A 17,749-nucleotide genomic window follows, 5' to 3' on the forward strand; every position below is an offset into this window, starting at 1 on the left:
ACCAACGCAAAACAACTGTGCAGTGCCCTTTAATTTCAGTAATTATCCCTACTTACGGGCGAGAAGAACCGCTGCGGGATACCCTTGAAGACGTGTTAAAGCAAGACTATCCAGCTTTTGAAATTCTGGTAGTTGATCAAACCCCAACGCACCAACCTCAAACTCAAGCCTATTTGGAGCAACTGGCTGACGAAGGTAAAATTTTCTGGTTCCGTGTTGACTGGGCAAGTTTACCTGGTGCAAGAAATTATGGGGTACGGCGGGCATCAGGGGAAATTGTTCTATTTATTGATGATGACGTTCAAATGCCAGCAGGATGTTTAAAAGCTCATGCAGGTAACTACCACTGTGAGGACATTGGGGCAGTTGCAGGGCGAGTATTTGACCGGATGAAGCTGACAGAAAAAGGGGACTGGCAAGTGGGCAAACCTCTTCCTGACTCCCAATCCTCAACCCCTAATCCCGAATTCCAAATTGAGGATTTGCCGCCAGAGGCGATGGATGCTGGAATTGCTTGGTACTACATTGATTTAGTACATACTGTGAAGCCCCAGCACGTCATCTCGGCAAGAGGCTGCAATATGTCCTTTCGCCGTGAAATTTTTACGAAGTATGGGCTGCAATTCGATGAGCGGTTTCGGGGAAGCGCAGTCCGGGAAGAGTCGGATTTTTGTCTACGGTTACGTGGCACAGGATACCAAATTTGGTATGACCCTGATGCCTATTTAGTACATTTGGGAGAGGAGACAGGTGGCTGTCATGATATTAGTACGCGATCGCTTCAGTACCAACTGACTTTCTATCACAATCACTTCCTGATGGGGCTGAAAAACCTTACCGTCCGTGAGCAGCTACGTCTGTATAGTCGTCTATTTGACTGCCACGTTCTAGGGCATCCTCCTTGCTACAAAAGTGGTTCTCCTATCAAAATCATCAGTCGCGCTGGTTTCTATATCTTGGGCTTTCTTAACGCTCAAGCTACTCTCATCCAATCCATTTGGGATACGGGTCAAGTCTACACTCAACAAGATGCTAACTACAGCAAAAGGCAGAGGGCAGAGGGCAGAAGGCTTTTATGAATAAGGATTTTCAGCCATTCCTTGTGAGCGATAGCGCCTGGTGTCTAATCTCCAATTAAGATGAGGCACGAGCGGCTTGAGCAAGGATTTTGACGAGTTGTACTAACTGCGGCTTGTCAAATGCTTGAACAATTGCCTTAGCGGCGGATTTAGGTTCTACAGTAATCGTTATCTGTTTAGGAGTAGTCGCTGGTGGGGTGACGGGTGGTTTCTCTTGTGACTTACTAGAGGTGGCGCTGGCAGGTGTTGCCGCCGTAAGTTTCTGTAAGGCTGGACTCAACGTCAAGGCACTACTGTTTCCTGCTTGTAGTTGATCACTGGCTGTTTTAAGTTCCTTAATCACCACTGGTGCTAACGCTTGAAATGAGTTTTTTGGATTGGCGATCGCTTTATAGGAAACTTGTATTAGCCGCTTCCAATCTTCATTTCCTGTCTCAAGTTGCACTAGGCGCTTGCACAGTGTCTGAAGTTTTTGACGACTGGCTGGACTGTCTTGTTGTTTAAACAACTGCAACATCTGTTTGAGGATTTCCATGACTTGGGAGGCAAAGTTAGGAGAAATCTTCTCTTGAGTTTTCTCTTGCTTGAGTGAAGGTGTTGGACTTGCTGCTGTTGCAGGTTCATCAGCGCCAGTCACCTGCCGATTGAGGTAACTTTGCAACTGGCTAAAGCTGGGTTCTGCGGCTTGCACCGTTTTGTTGGCTTCCTCTTCCCTTAAACCAAACGGGCTTTGTAGCTGTTCAATTAAGTCTTTTAGGGTATCGTATCCCCGCAAAAACAACGTCTCTAGTTGTTGGTCAACATTAATGGGATGTTCTTTGAGAATCTTGAAAGAATCCTCTAGTCGATGAGCTGTCTTTTGAATACTGCCAAAGCCCAGCATTGCAGCACCTCCTTTAACAGAGTGGGCGGCGCGAAACATTTCATTCACTCGCTCCGGTTCTTTTACAACCGAGGGCAAATCTAATAGCCCTTTCTCAAGGGTTTCCAAGTGTTCTTTAGCTTCTTCAATGAAATAGCCTAAAATTCTTTGCTGGTTTCCCGCATCCACGGCAGTTTCCCCTGTCAGATCGTTGTGTGTACTCAGGCTTGCAAGGACTACCCTGGTTGATGTTAGCACTGAACACGATCAAGCAAATGGATTGCCAACTCTACCAGTAAGACTCTTTTTTTTAGAGTAGACACCATACGCGATCGCGCACAACGAAGGAATCAAACTTTTCCTCCTCTGCCTCCCTTATTGCCCCTGCTATTTCAACTTAGCGGAAAAAAGCAACGCGCTTGCTCTCATATCGAACAAAAAACCTCAGCTTTGGGCTGAGGGAAGTCAAGAAGGAGCTATTTTGTCTTCTTCATTCAGCAACCTTCTGGCTACTAGATCAGGCAGAAATAAAGCTTTTTGACAAGGAAAGGTAGATGGCAGAGGGCAGGAGGCAGATGGCAGAAGGGAAGAAAAGATGACCCAGACTATCAGGTGCGGCTAATTACTTTAGATAGTCATTCCTTGCAAATTTTAGTGAGTCATTAAGCTGTTCCATCCCAAAACTACCCAGTGGGTGGAGGCTTTTTAGTTATTTGTTCTCACAAAATACTAGAAGAGAGAATTCAGGAACAGGGGCGTTAATCGATGAAACCAATATCTACAACAATAACTTTAGCGATCGCTTGTGTGATATCTACAGCAGGGCTGTTCGGACAACCAACCTCAGCTTCGGCAAGTTCAGAATCACCTCTAACTCCTGCTCAAGCTCAACGCTTGTCCCGTGACTTGGTTCCATCTAGATCCCAAAATTTTTTCCAAGAAGGACAAGAGAGGCTGGAAAGAGAAATTCTTCTTCTGCGTCAGAGACAACGTTCGGAGCAAGAACCTATTCTCAAGGTTAGAAGCAATAATGACATTGATCAGCTCCCCCAAACAGATATCGAATCTCTTCCTTCTTTGTTAGCGCCCGATCAAGAGTTCTAAGCGGTTATTTAAGTTTTGCCGCTTCCCATTAAGTACAGCAGCGCCATCCGCACCGCAACACCACTCGTTACCTGCTGGGAAATCAAGCTAAATTGAGGATCATCCATTAAATCAGATGTGATTTCTACTCCCCGATTTACGGGGCCTGGATGCAGAACTTTGACATCAGGGTGGCAAAGTTTTAAGCGATCGCGTGTAATCCCATAACGCTGATGATATTCTCGCAAGCTTGGCAACAGATGCGCTGTCATCCGTTCCTTTTGCAAGCGTAAGGTCATCACAAAATCAGCATCTTTTAATGCGGGTTCGACCTCCCAGTGGATAAATAACTCTCCAGGTCTACCAGTAACACTCTGGGCAAACAATTGAGGCACTAGAGTCGGGGGACCCGCTAAATGTACCTTGGCACCTGTAGCTGTAAGGCTCCAAATATTAGAACGAGCGACTCGTGAGTGTAGAATATCCCCAACAATTGCAATTTTCTTACCCACCAGTAGCTCTAAGCGAGGGTGTTCAACATCTATAAGAGAACAGATAGTAAATAAATCCAGCAACCCTTGAGACGGATGTTCGTGTTGACCATCACCTGCATTCAGGACACCAACCCGAACGCCAAGTCGATCCATCTCAAACGCGATCGCCTGCGGTACCCCTGCCTCTCGATGGCGAATCACCATCATATCGGTTCCCATTGCCAGATACGTCTTCGCGGTATCGAGAATCGTTTCACCTTTCGTGAGAGATGATGTTCCTGGCGTAAAGTTAAGAACGTCTGCTGACAAGCGCTTTGCTGCCAGTTCAAAACTGCTACGGGTGCGGGTAGAGGGTTCAAAAAACAAATTAGCAACCATCTGACCTTGCAACGTGGGTACTTTTTTTGTCCGCCGTGAGAGTACCTCTCGAAAACTAGCAGCGGTTTGCAACACTGTGTCGTATTCAGTGGGAGCAAAATCAGCAAGGGAAAGAATATGGCGGCGAGTCCAAGTAGTTGTAGCCATGCACAAGTCAGGAGTCAGGAGTCAGGAGTCAAATTTCAGCGTTGTGTCCTGTCTTGAAAATAGGTGAGAGGAGACAGGTGGTAGGTGGTAGGGCAGAGGGAATTTTCCTCTTTCGTTGTGAGCGATCGCTCATGGTGCCTAGCTTGAAAAACGCTGAATTCTGAATTCTAACCGCTGAAGGATTATCTCGATACTAACTTCAAAGTGACTGAGATCAAACAGACCAAGGTGAACAAGCCTATTGATCTAGTCACAAAATCAGCATAACTACAGCCAGAACAGGAGTTAAGGGAATTACCTTTTGAAAAGGCGCGATCGCATCCATCCTATACAGAGGCTATATCCAGGGGTTACTCTATTGGCTTTTTAGTTCGTAAGAAAGAAAATTTTAAAAAATCTTTATCAATTAGTAGTTTCTTTAATCACTTATCAAATAGTCTGCTCTTCCTTATTCTAGGAGTTCCTACACTTTTCGATGCTCCTAAACTAAGGAATCTCACGATCCGGAATCTGCCTAAAAATCCTTGAAAAATGGGCTACTTACCGGAAACGCATATGAAGCTAAAGACAAAGTTTATTTCAGGTTTTTTGGGTATTGCCTCACTGGTAGCCGTATTGGGTATTATTAATATTCAAACAAAAAAAATTGTTGATGAACAGTTTAATAAAATTACTGAAAGCACAACTCGGCAGCTCATTGCCTTGGATCAGGTCAAAGTTGCTTCTGTAACAATCGCTTCTGAAGTATACGACTATGCAGTAATCAAAAATGAATCAAGCTACATCAATCCTAAAAGCAAAGTTGCAGCAACACTACAAGAAAACAGAAACCAAGAAAAAGAAGCCTTTCAGAAAGCAGTAGAAAATCTAGATCAATCCTTAGAAAATTTGCAAAGTTTTTCTAAAACACCTCAAACACAATATGTTTATAAAAGGCTTTTAGAACTCAGATTACCGCTTACAGAAACGGGGCAAAAAATTATAGATTTAAAGGAAGCAGAACTTAAAGGAGAAAATATTCTCCGTCAAAAACAAGAGTTTGAGCAAGCTGAAGCACAATTTCTAGAGATAGCTGATCAGGCGATCGCACTCAACATGGAAGCTCTTGAGCGTGAGAATCAGACAGCTAACCGTAATTCCACCTATTCTCTAATTATCAATCTAACCTCGTTCACGCTAGGGGTTGCTATAGCAATTATTTTTGGCGTTCTCTTAGCAAATAAAATCACTAAACCCCTCACAAAGCTCAAAGATGCCGCCACTAAAATCGGAGAAGGAGATTTTGATATTCAAGTCGATATAAAAACTAGAGATGAGTTGAAGATTCTAGGGGATGCCTTCAACCATATGACCAAAAAGCTACAAGAAACAACTGTCTCTAAATCTTATCTCGATAATATCATCAGCTCTTTAAGTGATGCCCTAATAGTCCTTACTAAAAATAGCACTATTGAAAGCTTTAACGAAGCGACATTATTTCTGTCAGGCTATGAGCGCAATGAGTTGCGTAATCAGCCATTAACTATCTTTTTTAGAGAAAATAATTTCTTGGCTTATTTAGAAGCCAATGGCTCAGACCAAAGTGGCTTCCTCGGAAGACGAGAAACAATTTTCTATGCCAAAGATGGTCGGGAAATTCCCGTATCTGTAACCGGATCAGTCATGGAAAACGGGGCGGGTAAGATTCAGGGAATCGTCTGTTTAGTACAGGATATATCAGCCCGCAAACAAGCAGAGGAGGCGCTACGCCGACAAGCTCTGATGTTTGAAACCATTTATGATGGCATCATCCTCACCGATTTGGCAGGTCGTATCCTCGACTGGAACCCAGCGGCTGAGCGGATATTCGGGTATGAAAAAGCTGAGATGTTAGGCAAAACCTTTGGAGTTGTCTACCAGCCAGAAGAAGCAACAGTGCTGACTCAGCAGATGATTTATGGCTTGATGAGTGAGGGACGCTGGACTAGGGAGATTCAGTTTACCCATAAAGAAGGTACTGAAGGAGTCTGTGAAACAGTTGTCGTGCCGCTACGGGATGATCAGGGTCAACCCATCGCAGCGATTGGAGTCAACCGCGACATTACCGAGCGCAAGCAGTACGAAAATAAATTGGTCGAAGCACGAGAATCTGCTGTTGAAGCCGCACGGGTAAAAGCTCAATTCTTAGCAAACATGAGTCACGAAATCCGCACTCCAATGAATGGGGTGATGGGTATGAGTGAATTACTCCTAAGCACTGAACTTACGGCTCGACAACTAGACTTTGTAAAGACATTGCAGGTAAGCGGAGAACATTTGTTGAGGGTCATTAACGATATTCTTGACTTCTCCAAACTCGAAGCTGGGGAAATGCGGCTGGATACCGATGAGCTTAACTTAAACCGCTGCTTAGAAGAAGTATTGGATTTGTGTAGTCCCCAGGCTGATGCCAAGGATTTAGAACTGGCGCTTTTGGTCGATACTGAAGTGCCACGACAACTTTTGGGGGATGCAGGCCGTTTGCGGCAGGTTCTCACCAATCTAGTGGGAAATTCGATCAAATTCACTGGCGCGGGAGAAGTTGTGATTCATGTGTCTGTCAACAGTCAGTCGGACGACGAGGAACAGGCGCAATTACGGTTTGCCGTCAAAGATACAGGCATTGGCATTGTTCCAGAAGAGCAAACCAAGCTATTCCAAGCCTTCTCACAAGTCGATGCTTCCACAACTCGCAGATATGGCGGTACCGGATTAGGTTTAGCAATTTGCAAGCAACTTGTGGAGATGATGGGAGGTGAAATTGGTGTAGAAAGTGAACCTGGAGTCGGCTCTACGTTCTGGTTCACGGCTACTTTTACTAAGGTGGCTGTTGACTCTACCAAAGAAGTAACTGAACGGGTTTCTAGCAACGTACAAACGTCTCCTGAAACATTGACAGGGAAGAGGGTGTTGGTCGTGGACGATCGCCCAATCAATCGCCAAATTGTGCAGTATCAATTAAGTGCCAAGGGAATGGAAGTGGATGAAGCGGATAACGGCATTATTGCGCTGAATGCCTTGCAAGCCGCTGCTGAAGCTGGAAAACCCTATGATGTCGCGCTGCTGGACATGAAAATGCCCAAAATCGACGGTTCAACCTTAGGACGACTAATTCTCTCGGAACCGGATTGGGCACAGACGAAATTAGTGTTGATGACTTCTATTCATGCAGGGGATTCGGCTCAACCGCTTCTCAGAAGCGGGTTTTCTGATTATTTAGTTAAGCCAGTGAAAGAATCCCAACTCGTGGAGTCTTTGCTAAAGGTGCTGGCGGCTGAAGAACCGTTGTTAGCCAGCAATACTTTGTCCTCAGGGAATGAAGGGACCAACCCTGTAGGACAAAGCAAAAGTTTGAAAATTCTCTTAGTGGAAGATACTCCGATTAACTTGAAATTAGTACGGCATCAGGTGCAAATATTAGGTCATCAATCAGATGCGGCGGAGAATGGTCAACAAGCTCTTGACAAATTGGCTAAAAACCAATATGACATCGTGCTGATGGATTGCCAGATGCCTGTGATGGATGGCTACACGGCAACACGAGCTTTACGCCAACGAGAAGGGACAGAGCATCATACCATCGTGATTGGGATGACGGCTTATGCGATGCAGGGCGATCGCGAAAAGTGTCTAGAGGCTGGCATGGATGACTACCTCAGTAAACCCGTGATGGTAAAGAACTTGGCACCAGTGCTGGAGCGATGGTCAGCCACACTGAAGAGGGACTCCCACGAAGAAACAAGCGAGTCTGATACTCTCAGCAGTATCGATCTCGATCCTGGCGTAGATATCGTTGATTGGGTTCGTCTCAAGGAAATCTCAGAGGGAGATTCTGCCTTTCAACTGGAACTGGTACAAGGATTTATCAAAGAGGGAGGCAGCTTCATTGCCCAAGCTAAACAAGCCCTAGTCGATGAAGATTGGAACACTCTAGGGAATAAAGCTCACCAAATCAAAGGTGCAAGTGCCTCGGTAGCTGTGCAAGTGATGCCAGAGGTAGCGCGTCAACTCCGTAATGAGGCAGTAGGCAACAATCGGGGAAATGCAGCTAAGTTAATCAGCCAGTTGGAGCAAATCTTAGAGCGGCTCAAAGGGCATATCGAGGTAAATCCAACGTTAGCTAAGGATTCGCGATCGACTAAGGAACTGGCAATTGAGGAAGTATTGCCCGTCCTCAGCAAGACCTTTTTGGCAGAAGAAGGCAACTCCAATCAAACAAAACAGACAAGCCTAAAGATTCTATTAGTAGAAGATACTCCGATTAACCTGAAATTAGTGCAGCATCAGGTACGCCTCTTAGGTCACCAATGGAATTCAGCCGAGAATGGTCAGCAAGCGCTTGAGAAATTAGCCCAGGACGACTACGACATCGTGCTGATGGATTGCCAAATGCCTGTGATGGATGGCTATCAGGCAACACAATTTTTGCGTCGCCGAGAAGGTTCAAGCTGTCATACTGTGGTGATTGGGATGACTGCTTTTGCCATGCCAGGCGATCGCGAAAAGTGTTTGGAGGCTGGCATGGATGACTACCTCAGTAAGCCTGTTTTGGTGAAAGAATTGAGAGAGATGCTGGAGCGCTGGTCGTCTGTGAGGGCAGAATTGCCCCGACTAGGGAGGAAGCCTGAAAGCCATGCAGTTATCGATCCTGCCTTAGACCCAGTGGATTGGGTTCGCCTGAAGGAGATTTCTGCGGGAGAGCCTGCCTTTCAACTGGAACTGGTGCAAGGGTTTATCAAAGAGGGAGCAACCTTCATCAACCAAGCTAAGGAAGCACTAGCGACTAAAGATTGGGTTACTCTAGCTAACAAAGCTCACCAAATCAAAGGTGCAAGTGCCTCGGTTGCGGTGCAATTAATGTCAGAAATAGCAGCTAACCTTTATAGTCAAGCCAAAGCCACTGATTACGAAGGTAGTCTTGAGTTCGTTACCCAGTTAGAGCTAATCCTAGAGCGGCTCAAAAGGCATATAGACATCAATTCGATTTCAGTTGAGGACTTACGAGCGCCTAAGGAGCTGACATCGATAGTGCCGTCGTCAGGCATCAGCAGTCAGTCTTCAATGAAACAATCCTCAAATCCCGATCCAGAACAAAGCACCAGTCTGAATATTCTGTTAGTGGAAGATACTCCGATTAACTTGAAATTAGTGCGGCATCAGGTGCAACTGTTAGGTCATCAATCAGATGCAGCGGAGAATGGTCAACAAGCCCTTGACAAGTTAGCACACAACCACTACGACATCGTGCTGATGGATTGCCAGATGCCCGTGATGGACGGCTATACTGCGACACGAGCTTTACGCCAACGAGAAGGAACAGAGCGTCATACTGTAGTAATTGGGATGACGGCTTATGCAATGCAGGGCGATCGCGAAAAGTGTCTGGAGGCTGGCATGGACGACTACCTCAGTAAACCCGTGATGATTAAAGACTTGAAAGCCATGCTAGAGCGATGGTCATTCGTAGTCAAAAGGGACTCACACAAACAAAAAAGTAAGTCCGACCAAACCAGCATCGCTCCTGCCTCAGATCCAGTAGATTGGACTCACTTACAGGAAATCTCTATGGCAGACCCTGACTTCCAGATAGAACTGGTGAAAGGATTTGTCAAAGATGGGAAAAACTTGCTAGCTGAGGCAAAGCAAGCTCTGGCAGCTAAAGACTGGGTTACCCTAGCGAACAAAGCGCATCAAATCAAAGGTGCAAGTGCCTCGGTCGCCGTGCAAGCAATGTCAGAAGCCGCTGATCACCTACATGATCGAGCAGAAGCTAACAATCCGGAAGGTGTCTTTGAGTTAGTCACCCAGTTAGAGCAAATCCTTGAGCGGATTGAAGTATCTGTAGAGAGAAAAAAGCTCACTATTGGTTGAAAGGAGTTCAGAACCGACTTCGCGTTGTGCTTGCGTAAGTCCTTTTGGTCAAACGCTAACTGATAAGCCACTAATCAGGGGCATCAGCGCCTGGCAGATTTCAATTTGATGGCTGAAGGATTATTTCGATACTAGCTGCAAGGCATCCGACAGTTCAACACGTCCGTCCTGAGTAATCATAAACCCCCCTATCACCCCCGCGCTGGGAGAGAAACTCTCTAAGCGCTCACAAATCTACTACTGCCAGTGGATGGAGTTCGATCCATATAAATCCATAGAAATCCTTACTGATATCCCTCCCGGTCATCAGTAAATCAATAGTAGCCCCTAAAAATTCAATCTTCAACAGAGGTAAGTATTCAGGGCAACTTTGAATTTAAATAAAAGTTTTTCAAACTATGAACCGCCTCAAAAACTATTTCATCCCTCTTATTGGTGGAGTATTCATTCTCAGTCTTAGTAGTTGTACCTCTCCCCCAACTGTTGAAAGTGACAACGCTAACTTACCGACTCCTGCAACGACTAACACACCCTTACCCAATCAGCTTGATTCAACCCCCGCACCAGTTGAGAGTCAAACACCTGTTGCTAGTCAGCCTGATTCAATTCCCGCCACTCCCACTCCAGTTCAGCAACAAAAGCCTGTTACTAGCCAGCCCTTCACAACTGGGGCTAAGACTACTACCGCCCAAGCTCAGAACACAATCAGCCTTAACATCTATCAAGCTGACAGCCAGTGCCAAACTCTAGTACCCGAAAAGATAGCGGTGCCAGCGGGTAGTTCCGTGGATGCTGCTGTCGGAAAAGTTTTGGAAAAAGCGAGTTCTGGTGATTTTGATTTAGCGGGATATCGCGTCAACGTTAATTCTCAAAGTGGTGTCGCCACTGTGGATTTACGCCTCGCACCTAACGCACAGCGACAATTTCTCTCCCTCTCTACCTGTGAACAGTTTGCTCTTTTCGGTAGCTTACGGAAAACCCTAGTTGATAACGCACAACTGAAAATTAAAGATGTCCGCTTCACAGAGCAAGGACAAGACCTTGAGCTTTAGTTAGAGCTTAGAAACCGCTTGGCAGTTGTTCAAATACCATCGCCAAGGTAAATCAGCCCCTTTCGTTAAGCCAATCCGAGTAGTTTGGATGAGGTCAGCTTGAAACTGGGGATGACGATGTTCTAACCACAAGGGTTCACCCAGTTCCAACACTTGACCATTGAGGCTCCGGTCAATTTGCAGGACGCGACAAAGCTTACCGGGTCCCGCGGCAATTCGATAGGGTTTTAGTGGTTCACGCAGCGTTACCCAACTAGGGACAGCGTCTAATTGCAAAGCGCGAATCAAAACAGCACTGGGAACTTCATCCAGATCTGTGACAATGTTTAGGCAGTAGTAAATGCCGTAAATTAAATAGACATAAGTACGCCCCGCTGGCCCAAACATCACCAAATTGCGTTCTGTCCGACTCCGATAAGCATGACAGGCAGGGTCATTAGGGGCATAGGCTTCGGTTTCTACAATTATTCCCCGTAGTCGTGTTCCATCAGGGAGTTGACGCACTAAAGTGCAGCCTATTAGGTCAGGAGCAACCTCAGTAGATGGACGGGCAAGCCAGTTCGGCTCTACAATTTGAGCAGATATGTGAAGATTCATTATTAACTGAAATTTAAGCGTCGGCTGAACAATCGAAAAGGAGGTTCAAAACAGATGGATGTCAAACTAGTTCTAGTGGTCTTAACAGTCGTTTTTACCGTATCTGCCCTAGTTTTTGGTACTAAAAACGGATTTTACGATTCCGACAACTATCACGGTAACGGTTCTGCCCACTAAACCCGCTCACTCTAGCTCAGCCGTCAGCCAATAGCTCTCAGCACACCGCTGTCTGTAGTCGTTAGTCAAAGCTAACTTGATGGTTATCGCAGACGACCACCAAAAGCTGATGGTTAATGGCTGATTGTTGTTCGCTAATTTCTGACAACTCATGACCAATCAACGCCCAGTGGCATCCGATTCCGAGGATGACCGATTAACCTGTTTTCCCTATGGTGTCGGTCATAGCGAGGAAGGAGTTTGTTTGCTAGTGCAGATGGGACCACACCGTCTCCTCCTTGACTGTGGGCTAACAGATATTAATGCTCTACAAGCCGAAGGCAATCCACCAGCCGATTTAGTACTCTGTAGCCACGCTCATGCTGATCATGCTCAGGGGTTACTGGCTCTCCATGAAGCTTTCCCACAGTTGCCAGTCTATGCTAGCGAGGTGACAACTCAGTTGTTGCCACTAAATTGGCAAGAGTTTGCCCCGGAGGAAATCCCGAAATTTTGTCATGCTTTGCCTTGGCGATCGCCTGTTGAATTCCGTGAGGGACTGATTGCGGAATTGTTTCCTGCTGGACATCTGCCTGGAGCAGCGGCGTTGTTACTGACTTATACCACTCCCCGTCGTAGCTATCGCCTACTTTATACGGGTGACTTTTTCCTATCTAATTCACGGCTAGTTGAGGGATTGTCCGTTGAATCTCTTAGAGGCATTCAGCTAGATGTCCTAATTGTTGAAGGCAGTTACGGTACAGCGCGACATCCTCACCGACGGCAGCAGGAAAATCAGTTAGTGGAGCGTATCGGAAAAGCGATCGCACAGCAAAATTCCGTTCTACTACCAGTTCCCACTTTGGGTTTGGGTCAAGAAATTCTCATGCTCCTGCGGAGTCATCACCACTTTACTGGGCGTAACTTAGATATTTGGGTGGATGGCAGCGTTGCCACGGGTTGTGATGCTTATTTGGAACTTTTGCCTCACTTCCCTACCTCAGTTCAAAATTTTGCCCGCCATCAACCCTTGTTTTGGGATGAGCGGGTGCGTCCGCGTGTGCGTCGGCTAGATTCAGAGCAGCGAAATTCTCTGGGTTCGTCTCCCTGTATTATCCTCACAGATGAAATGGCTGATTTGAGTAAATACAGCGCCATAAGTTCTGGTTCACTTGTTATATTAAGACCCGAACAACCCAGATATTCTTTAAAAACTGATGATTCTGAACTAAAAAGTAGTGAAACTTACCTTCTCGCCCAACATGGCGATCGCTTAGGGACTACTCAGCTAATTCATAATCTCCGTCCGCAGCACGTTGTTTTTGTCCACGGTTCTCCAACCTACCTATCTGACTTAACTGGCTTGGAAGAGCTACAAAATCGCTACCAACTCCATTCCCCCTCAGCAGGAACATTAGTAGAACTCCCAATCGGGGAGATGTTTGTCCAACCAGCACCGCCAGCCGATTCCAACTATGAAGGTGAGTTGAACGAACTAGGAACGGTTGTAACGATTACTCTACCAGACGCGATCGCTGCTGACCCTCGTTGGCAAAATTTTGCTGACACTGGCTTAGTGGAAGCTCGATGGCAGGGAGAAGACTTGGTGTTACGGGGATTGTCGCAACGAGAATTGCTCAGCCAGGGTAGCAATGCCAAGGTGCCTATAAATATCGACTGCTGTGGCAACTGCCGCTTTCAACGCGGTCAACGCTGCTGGAACCCCGCTTCTCCCTTGTATGGTTTTAAGGTGACACCAGAGGGTTATTGTCCTGTCTTTGAACAAGCTGAATCCCCACCGGAAAATTAAGCGTGTACCGCAATAGTTACTGTACATACCAGATAGCTATCAGCTAAGTGATCAGTTGTCAGAATTCTTCTCCAACAACTAACCACTAACAACCAACAACAAACTTAACTCAGCTTAGTCTTGATTCAAATCTTGGGAGCGTGGATGAATTTGTTCGGCTTCGGGGCAGTCATCAGACACTAAGGGTTCGGCATGTCCTCTGGGTACAGAAGCGAGTTTCTGAGTCACGGAACCGATACTTTCCAGACGAACCATTTCTTCCCAAGAACTCAGTTCGTCTTCTTCATCAGTTTCATAACGGATTGTCACTAGATCTCCTTCTATATCAACAATGCGGGCGCGTTCAATCCAACGTTGCTGATCCCGCAAGAAAACACACACCTCACGACCATCGCAACAAAGTTGATAAATCTTGCGGTGTAGCATATTTAGGTTCTCCTGAGCAGATAACTCTTCCAATACTTGTGAAACCAGTTGTTCCTTTTCCAAGAACACGGCTTCCTTGTGAACTTGACGTGGGGTTAACTGGGTGTGATTCTTCCGCGTCAAAGGCAAGACACCGCCATGATGTTCCCCTTTAACGCTTAAAAGTTTATCTTGCATCCAGCAGCAATCTTGAGAGTAAATTGACAGTACCTTCAACGGTAGAAAGCAACCTTTTACATCCTCATACAAGTGCGTAGACAGTCAATAAAACTCGGAGCAAGGCAATGGTGGAGAGCAATTTGCCCTGTGAGCAGATGAGGGACTTTGGGTAATCGATGCATCGGCAGAGGGCCGAAGCGGGTGAAGGCATAAATGAATTCCGCCATTGCGACTAGCGCATCTCTTTACCAGGGCGACAATCCTGGTCTACTGGTTAGGATGTGGGTGCCTGAAGTTCCAGACATTGCTATTGTGACATACTCCTTGCTCTAACGGCTGAGGGCAAGGGTAGAGAATATGTAATTTACACTGTCACAGTTTACTACCCTTGAGAACAGGATAGTGTTTATCTTTAGCAAACTTGGTTACTTACGGGCGTATCAATTTTTTTCTCAATGTCACACTTTTTGAAATCCCTGTGATGTCATCAACGCTACGGTTTTCTTTAGACAACCCAGCACGCAAAGTTCAACGGAGGCTTTTGCGCTTACGAAGTGCGAACAAGGGGCGCTACTGAATAGGACTTATCTCTAAAATTTTGTTACGGGTGTCAACGACCACTAGGCATTAATTGGCTTATTGCGCTAGTGTTACGCGCTTCTCGCTCAATCTGACCTGAATTAACAGCCTCATAGAGGACTGTCAGAGCTTCTAAGTCTGATGCTTCATAGCCCTTCATTTCGAGAACCTGGCGAATTAAGCCTTCAGAAGCCACACTAAGGCAACCTGTTCTAAAAGCTGACTCTACGAGCGTGCGAATCATGAAACCAGCGCGTTGATATAAGGGATTTATACTAATGTCCAATATTTCTGGCATCTGGGAATTGATTTGCATCAGCAAATTGTTGTGATTTTTAACACTTTATTGTTGTGACTTAGGTCACACTTCAGAAAAGGAGTAGTTGTTTGTCTCGCCCCTAGGTGGTTTTGAGCGATTGCAACCCCTGGGAAAGCTGAGACTTCGACTGGTCGTTCTACGATTGTTCTTACTAGCGTAGAAACCTGAGTGTTAAGCCTTCATAAACTGAGCAGTGGTTTTTCAACAAGAGTTTGTTAAAGTTCTGGTGCGAAGACTAAATTGTTAACCCTTGACGAGGTAAAAATACCTGTGTTTGCGATCGCTCGAAAGCAGCAACAATACGAAACTTACATACTCACTGACGAAAATGCTCAGTCTCGCCTAGAAGTCGTTCCGGAACGCGGCGGCATTATCACAAGCTGGAGTCTCCAAAGCCAAGATATTCTCTATCTTGATTGCGATCGCTTTGCTGACCCCAGCTTAAGCGTCCGGGGCGGCATCCCTATCCTCTTCCCCATCTGCGGCAACTTACCTGATAGTACTTACACTCACAACGGCAAACAATACACGCTCAAGCAGCATGGCTTTGCTCGTGACTTACCTTGGGAAGTCACCGAGCAAATAACTAATGACCTCGTAAGCCTTACCCTTGTCCTCAATAGCAACGACCAAACTCGTGCTGTTTACCCCTTCGACTTCCAAGTCGCCTTTACCTACGAACTCAAAGGGAATACCTTAGAAATTCGGCAACGCTACACAAACCACTCAACTGAGCCGATGTCCTTCTCGACGGGTCTTCATCCCTACTTCTTTACCTCTGACAAGACCCGATTAGAGTTTGATATCCCTGCCTCCGAGTATCAAAATCAGATTACCAAAGAAGTCCATCCCTTCTCCGGCAGCTTTGATTTGAGCCAAGATGAGATTGATGTTGCGTTTCGTCAAGTTAGCGCTAATTTTACAAGTGCTACGGATACGGGACGAGGGTTCAAAGTCACACTTAGTTACAGCGACCTGTACTCTACCCTCGTTTTCTGGACTGTTAAGGGTAAAGACTACTACTGCCTAGAACCCTGGAGCGCTCCTCGAAACTCTCTCAACACGGGAGAGCATCTCACAGAATTGGCACCTGGAGCCAGTTGTGAGGCATCTGTTCACCTGAAGGTGACTTTTTTTTGAAACGTTGGTTACATTTTCGATTTATTTATGGTAACTTAGAAAACGGTGGATTTATTGAGTTCACCTCTTCGGGTCGCTAACTCAACGGTAGAGTACTCGGCTTTTAACCGATTTGTTCCGGGTTCGAATCCCGGGCGACCCATACAAGTCATAGCAAACGATTATTAGGTCTATAAAAGAGGCTTATCTCAAAATCACTAGAGATAATTTCCTATAAATCGAAAAATATCTTAAGATTATCCTAAGAATTAAACTTGTCTAGAAATAACTAGCTAGCTGACAACTAAACCAAAAGTTAGGAGGACTATTTATGGCGCTCGTACCCATGCGGCTGCTGCTGGATCACGCGGCTGAAAACGGCTACGGCATTCCAGCATATAACGTCAACAACATGGAGCAGATCCTGTCGATCATGCAGGCTGCGGAAGAAGCAAATAGCCCAGTGATCTTACAAGCTTCTCGTGGTGCCCGCAGCTACGCAGGCGAATATTTCTTGCGCCATCTGGTTCTGGCAGCGGTAGAAACCTACCCTCATATCCCGATCGCCATGCACCAAGACCACGGCAATAGTCCATCGACTTGCTACTCAGCAATTCGCCACGGTTTTACTAGCGTCATGATGGACGGTTCTTTGGAAGCGGATGCCAAAACTCCATCTAGCTACGAGTACAACGTTGAAGTCACTCGTAAAGTTGTAGAAGTCGCCCATGCAGTCGGCGTTAGTGTCGAAGGCGAACTAGGATGCTTGGGTTCTCTGGAAACAGGCGCAGGTGAAGCAGAAGATGGTCACGGTTTTGAAGGGACTCTCTCCCATGACCAACTGTTGACCGACCCAGACGAAGCCGTTGACTTCGTTGAGCAGACTGGTGTAGATGCCCTCGCTGTTGCGATTGGCACCAGCCACGGTGCTTACAAGTTCACCCGCAAACCCACGGGTGAAATTCTCGCTATTAGCCGGATTGAGGAAATTCATCGCCGCCTGCCTAACACCCACTTGGTGATGCATGGTTCCTCCTCTGTGCCAGAAGACTTGCTTGCCCTCATCAACCAGTACGGCGGTAGCATTCCTGAAACCTACGGCGTGCCTGTTGAAGAAATTCAAAAAGGCATTAAGAGTGGTGTCCGTAAGGTCAACATCGACACAGATAACCGCTTGGCTATCACGGCTGCAATCCGTGAAGCTGCTGCGAAAGATCCATCTAACTTTGACCCACGTCACTTCATGAAGCCTTCTATCAAGTACATGAAGAATGTTTGCTTAGAGCGTTATCAGCAGTTTGGCACGGCTGGCAATGCAAGCAAGATTAAGCAGATGACTCTGGATGACTATGCGGCTAAGTATGCCAAAGGTGAATTAACTGCTGCGACGAAAAAAGCTGTTACAGCTTAATTTCTTGACTTGTAAGCCAACAAGCTAATTTGTATTGATGATTTGTTTGGGTAGCTTTGACAGCTACCCAATTTTTATTTCTTCTCTAGTAAAGTTTTAAAGCATGTCTAGGGGCGATCGCTTATTTTGTTTGATAGTGATATTAAGCGATCGCGCTTGAAATCTACTATTGCCAGCCAACGGTTAAAG

15 protein-coding genes and 1 tRNA gene are annotated in these 17,749 nt (G+C 46.1%); 9 read left to right on the forward strand and 7 right to left on the reverse strand.

What is annotated here, in order from left to right; genetic code table 11:
* Positions 1–17: 17 nt before the first annotated feature.
* Positions 18–1,079, forward strand: coding sequence for a hormogonium polysaccharide biosynthesis glycosyltransferase HpsN (gene hpsN / locus H6F98_RS28860; RefSeq protein WP_192222178.1), 1,062 nt, complete (start codon positions 18–20; stop codon positions 1,077–1,079).
* Between the two features lie 55 nt (positions 1,080–1,134).
* Here hpsN and H6F98_RS28865 read toward each other — a convergent pair whose 3' ends face one another.
* Positions 1,135–2,130, reverse strand: coding sequence for an Hpt domain-containing protein (locus tag H6F98_RS28865; protein WP_192222179.1), 996 nt, complete (start codon positions 2,128–2,130; stop codon positions 1,135–1,137).
* 576 nt (positions 2,131–2,706) lie between these two features.
* Here H6F98_RS28865 and H6F98_RS28870 point away from each other — a divergent pair.
* On the forward strand, positions 2,707–3,045 hold the full coding sequence (locus H6F98_RS28870) for a hypothetical protein (protein ID WP_192222180.1): 339 nt from the start codon (positions 2,707–2,709) through the stop codon (positions 3,043–3,045).
* A gap of 8 nt (positions 3,046–3,053) precedes the next feature.
* On the opposite strand, the gene H6F98_RS28875 is transcribed toward H6F98_RS28870, so the two are convergent.
* Complete coding sequence (locus H6F98_RS28875; RefSeq protein ID WP_192222181.1) at positions 3,054–4,043, reverse strand: aspartate carbamoyltransferase catalytic subunit; 990 nt, start codon at positions 4,041–4,043, stop codon at positions 3,054–3,056.
* A 555-nt stretch (positions 4,044–4,598) separates the two neighbouring features.
* On the opposite strand from H6F98_RS28875, the gene H6F98_RS28880 reads away from it, so the two are divergent.
* A complete protein-coding gene (locus tag H6F98_RS28880) occupies positions 4,599–9,932 on the forward strand; it encodes a response regulator (RefSeq protein WP_192222182.1) in 5,334 nt (1,777 codons plus the stop codon).
* Positions 9,933–10,330: 398 nt separating this feature from the next.
* Positions 10,331–10,984, forward strand: a complete 654-nt coding sequence (locus H6F98_RS28885) for a sporulation/spore germination protein (protein ID WP_192222183.1) — start codon at positions 10,331–10,333, stop codon at positions 10,982–10,984.
* Here the strand turns inward: H6F98_RS28885 and H6F98_RS28890 are convergent, their stop codons facing one another.
* Positions 10,985–11,581, reverse strand: coding sequence for a DNA-3-methyladenine glycosylase (locus H6F98_RS28890; RefSeq protein WP_192222184.1), 597 nt, complete (start codon positions 11,579–11,581; stop codon positions 10,985–10,987).
* Between the two features lie 54 nt (positions 11,582–11,635).
* On the opposite strand from H6F98_RS28890, the gene H6F98_RS34260 reads away from it, so the two are divergent.
* Positions 11,636–11,758, forward strand: coding sequence for a hypothetical protein (locus tag H6F98_RS34260; protein ID WP_277927623.1), 123 nt, complete (start codon positions 11,636–11,638; stop codon positions 11,756–11,758).
* 6 nt (positions 11,759–11,764) lie between these two features.
* Here the strand turns inward: H6F98_RS34260 and H6F98_RS28895 are convergent, their stop codons facing one another.
* A complete protein-coding gene (locus H6F98_RS28895; protein WP_192222185.1) occupies positions 11,765–11,911 on the reverse strand; it encodes a hypothetical protein in 147 nt (48 codons plus the stop codon).
* Between H6F98_RS28895 and H6F98_RS28900 the strand changes: the two genes are divergently transcribed.
* Entirely contained in the window at positions 11,910–13,547 is a 1,638-nt protein-coding gene (locus H6F98_RS28900; protein ID WP_192222186.1) for an MBL fold metallo-hydrolase, read from the forward strand. The two genes, H6F98_RS28895 and H6F98_RS28900, sit on opposite strands and share 2 nt — an antisense overlap.
* A 114-nt stretch (positions 13,548–13,661) precedes the next feature.
* On the opposite strand, the gene H6F98_RS28905 is transcribed toward H6F98_RS28900, so the two are convergent.
* From H6F98_RS28905 to H6F98_RS28915, 3 genes are all read right to left on the reverse strand, one after another.
* Positions 13,662–13,973: a DUF6679 family protein gene (locus H6F98_RS28905; protein ID WP_192222236.1), complete on the reverse strand. Its 312-nt coding sequence runs from the start codon at positions 13,971–13,973 to the stop codon at positions 13,662–13,664.
* A 233-nt stretch (positions 13,974–14,206) separates the two neighbouring features.
* The gene (locus tag H6F98_RS28910) at positions 14,207–14,359 is read right to left on the reverse strand and encodes a hypothetical protein (RefSeq protein WP_192222187.1); all 153 of its coding nucleotides are present in this window, start codon (positions 14,357–14,359) and stop codon (positions 14,207–14,209) included.
* A gap of 383 nt (positions 14,360–14,742) precedes the next feature.
* A complete protein-coding gene (locus H6F98_RS28915; RefSeq protein ID WP_242058739.1) occupies positions 14,743–15,027 on the reverse strand; it encodes a hypothetical protein in 285 nt (94 codons plus the stop codon).
* A 273-nt stretch (positions 15,028–15,300) separates the two neighbouring features.
* On the opposite strand from H6F98_RS28915, the gene H6F98_RS28920 reads away from it, so the two are divergent.
* The 3 genes from H6F98_RS28920 to fba all read left to right on the forward strand — a co-directional run bounded on the left by H6F98_RS28920 (position 15,301) and on the right by fba (position 17,560).
* On the forward strand, positions 15,301–16,170 hold the full coding sequence (locus H6F98_RS28920) for an aldose epimerase (protein ID WP_192222238.1): 870 nt from the start codon (positions 15,301–15,303) through the stop codon (positions 16,168–16,170).
* Between the two features lie 70 nt (positions 16,171–16,240).
* Positions 16,241–16,312, forward strand: a tRNA-Lys gene (locus H6F98_RS28925).
* 168 nt (positions 16,313–16,480) lie between these two features.
* Positions 16,481–17,560 carry a class II fructose-bisphosphate aldolase gene (gene fba / locus H6F98_RS28930; protein ID WP_192222188.1) on the forward strand — a complete coding sequence of 360 codons (1,080 nt, stop codon included), beginning with the start codon at positions 16,481–16,483 and terminating at the stop codon, positions 17,558–17,560.
* Positions 17,561–17,749 lie beyond the last annotated feature (189 nt).

The organism is Microcoleus sp. FACHB-SPT15, from assembly GCF_014849525.1.
Lineage (GTDB): Bacteria > Cyanobacteriota > Cyanobacteriia > Cyanobacteriales > Coleofasciculaceae > Symplocastrum > Symplocastrum torsivum.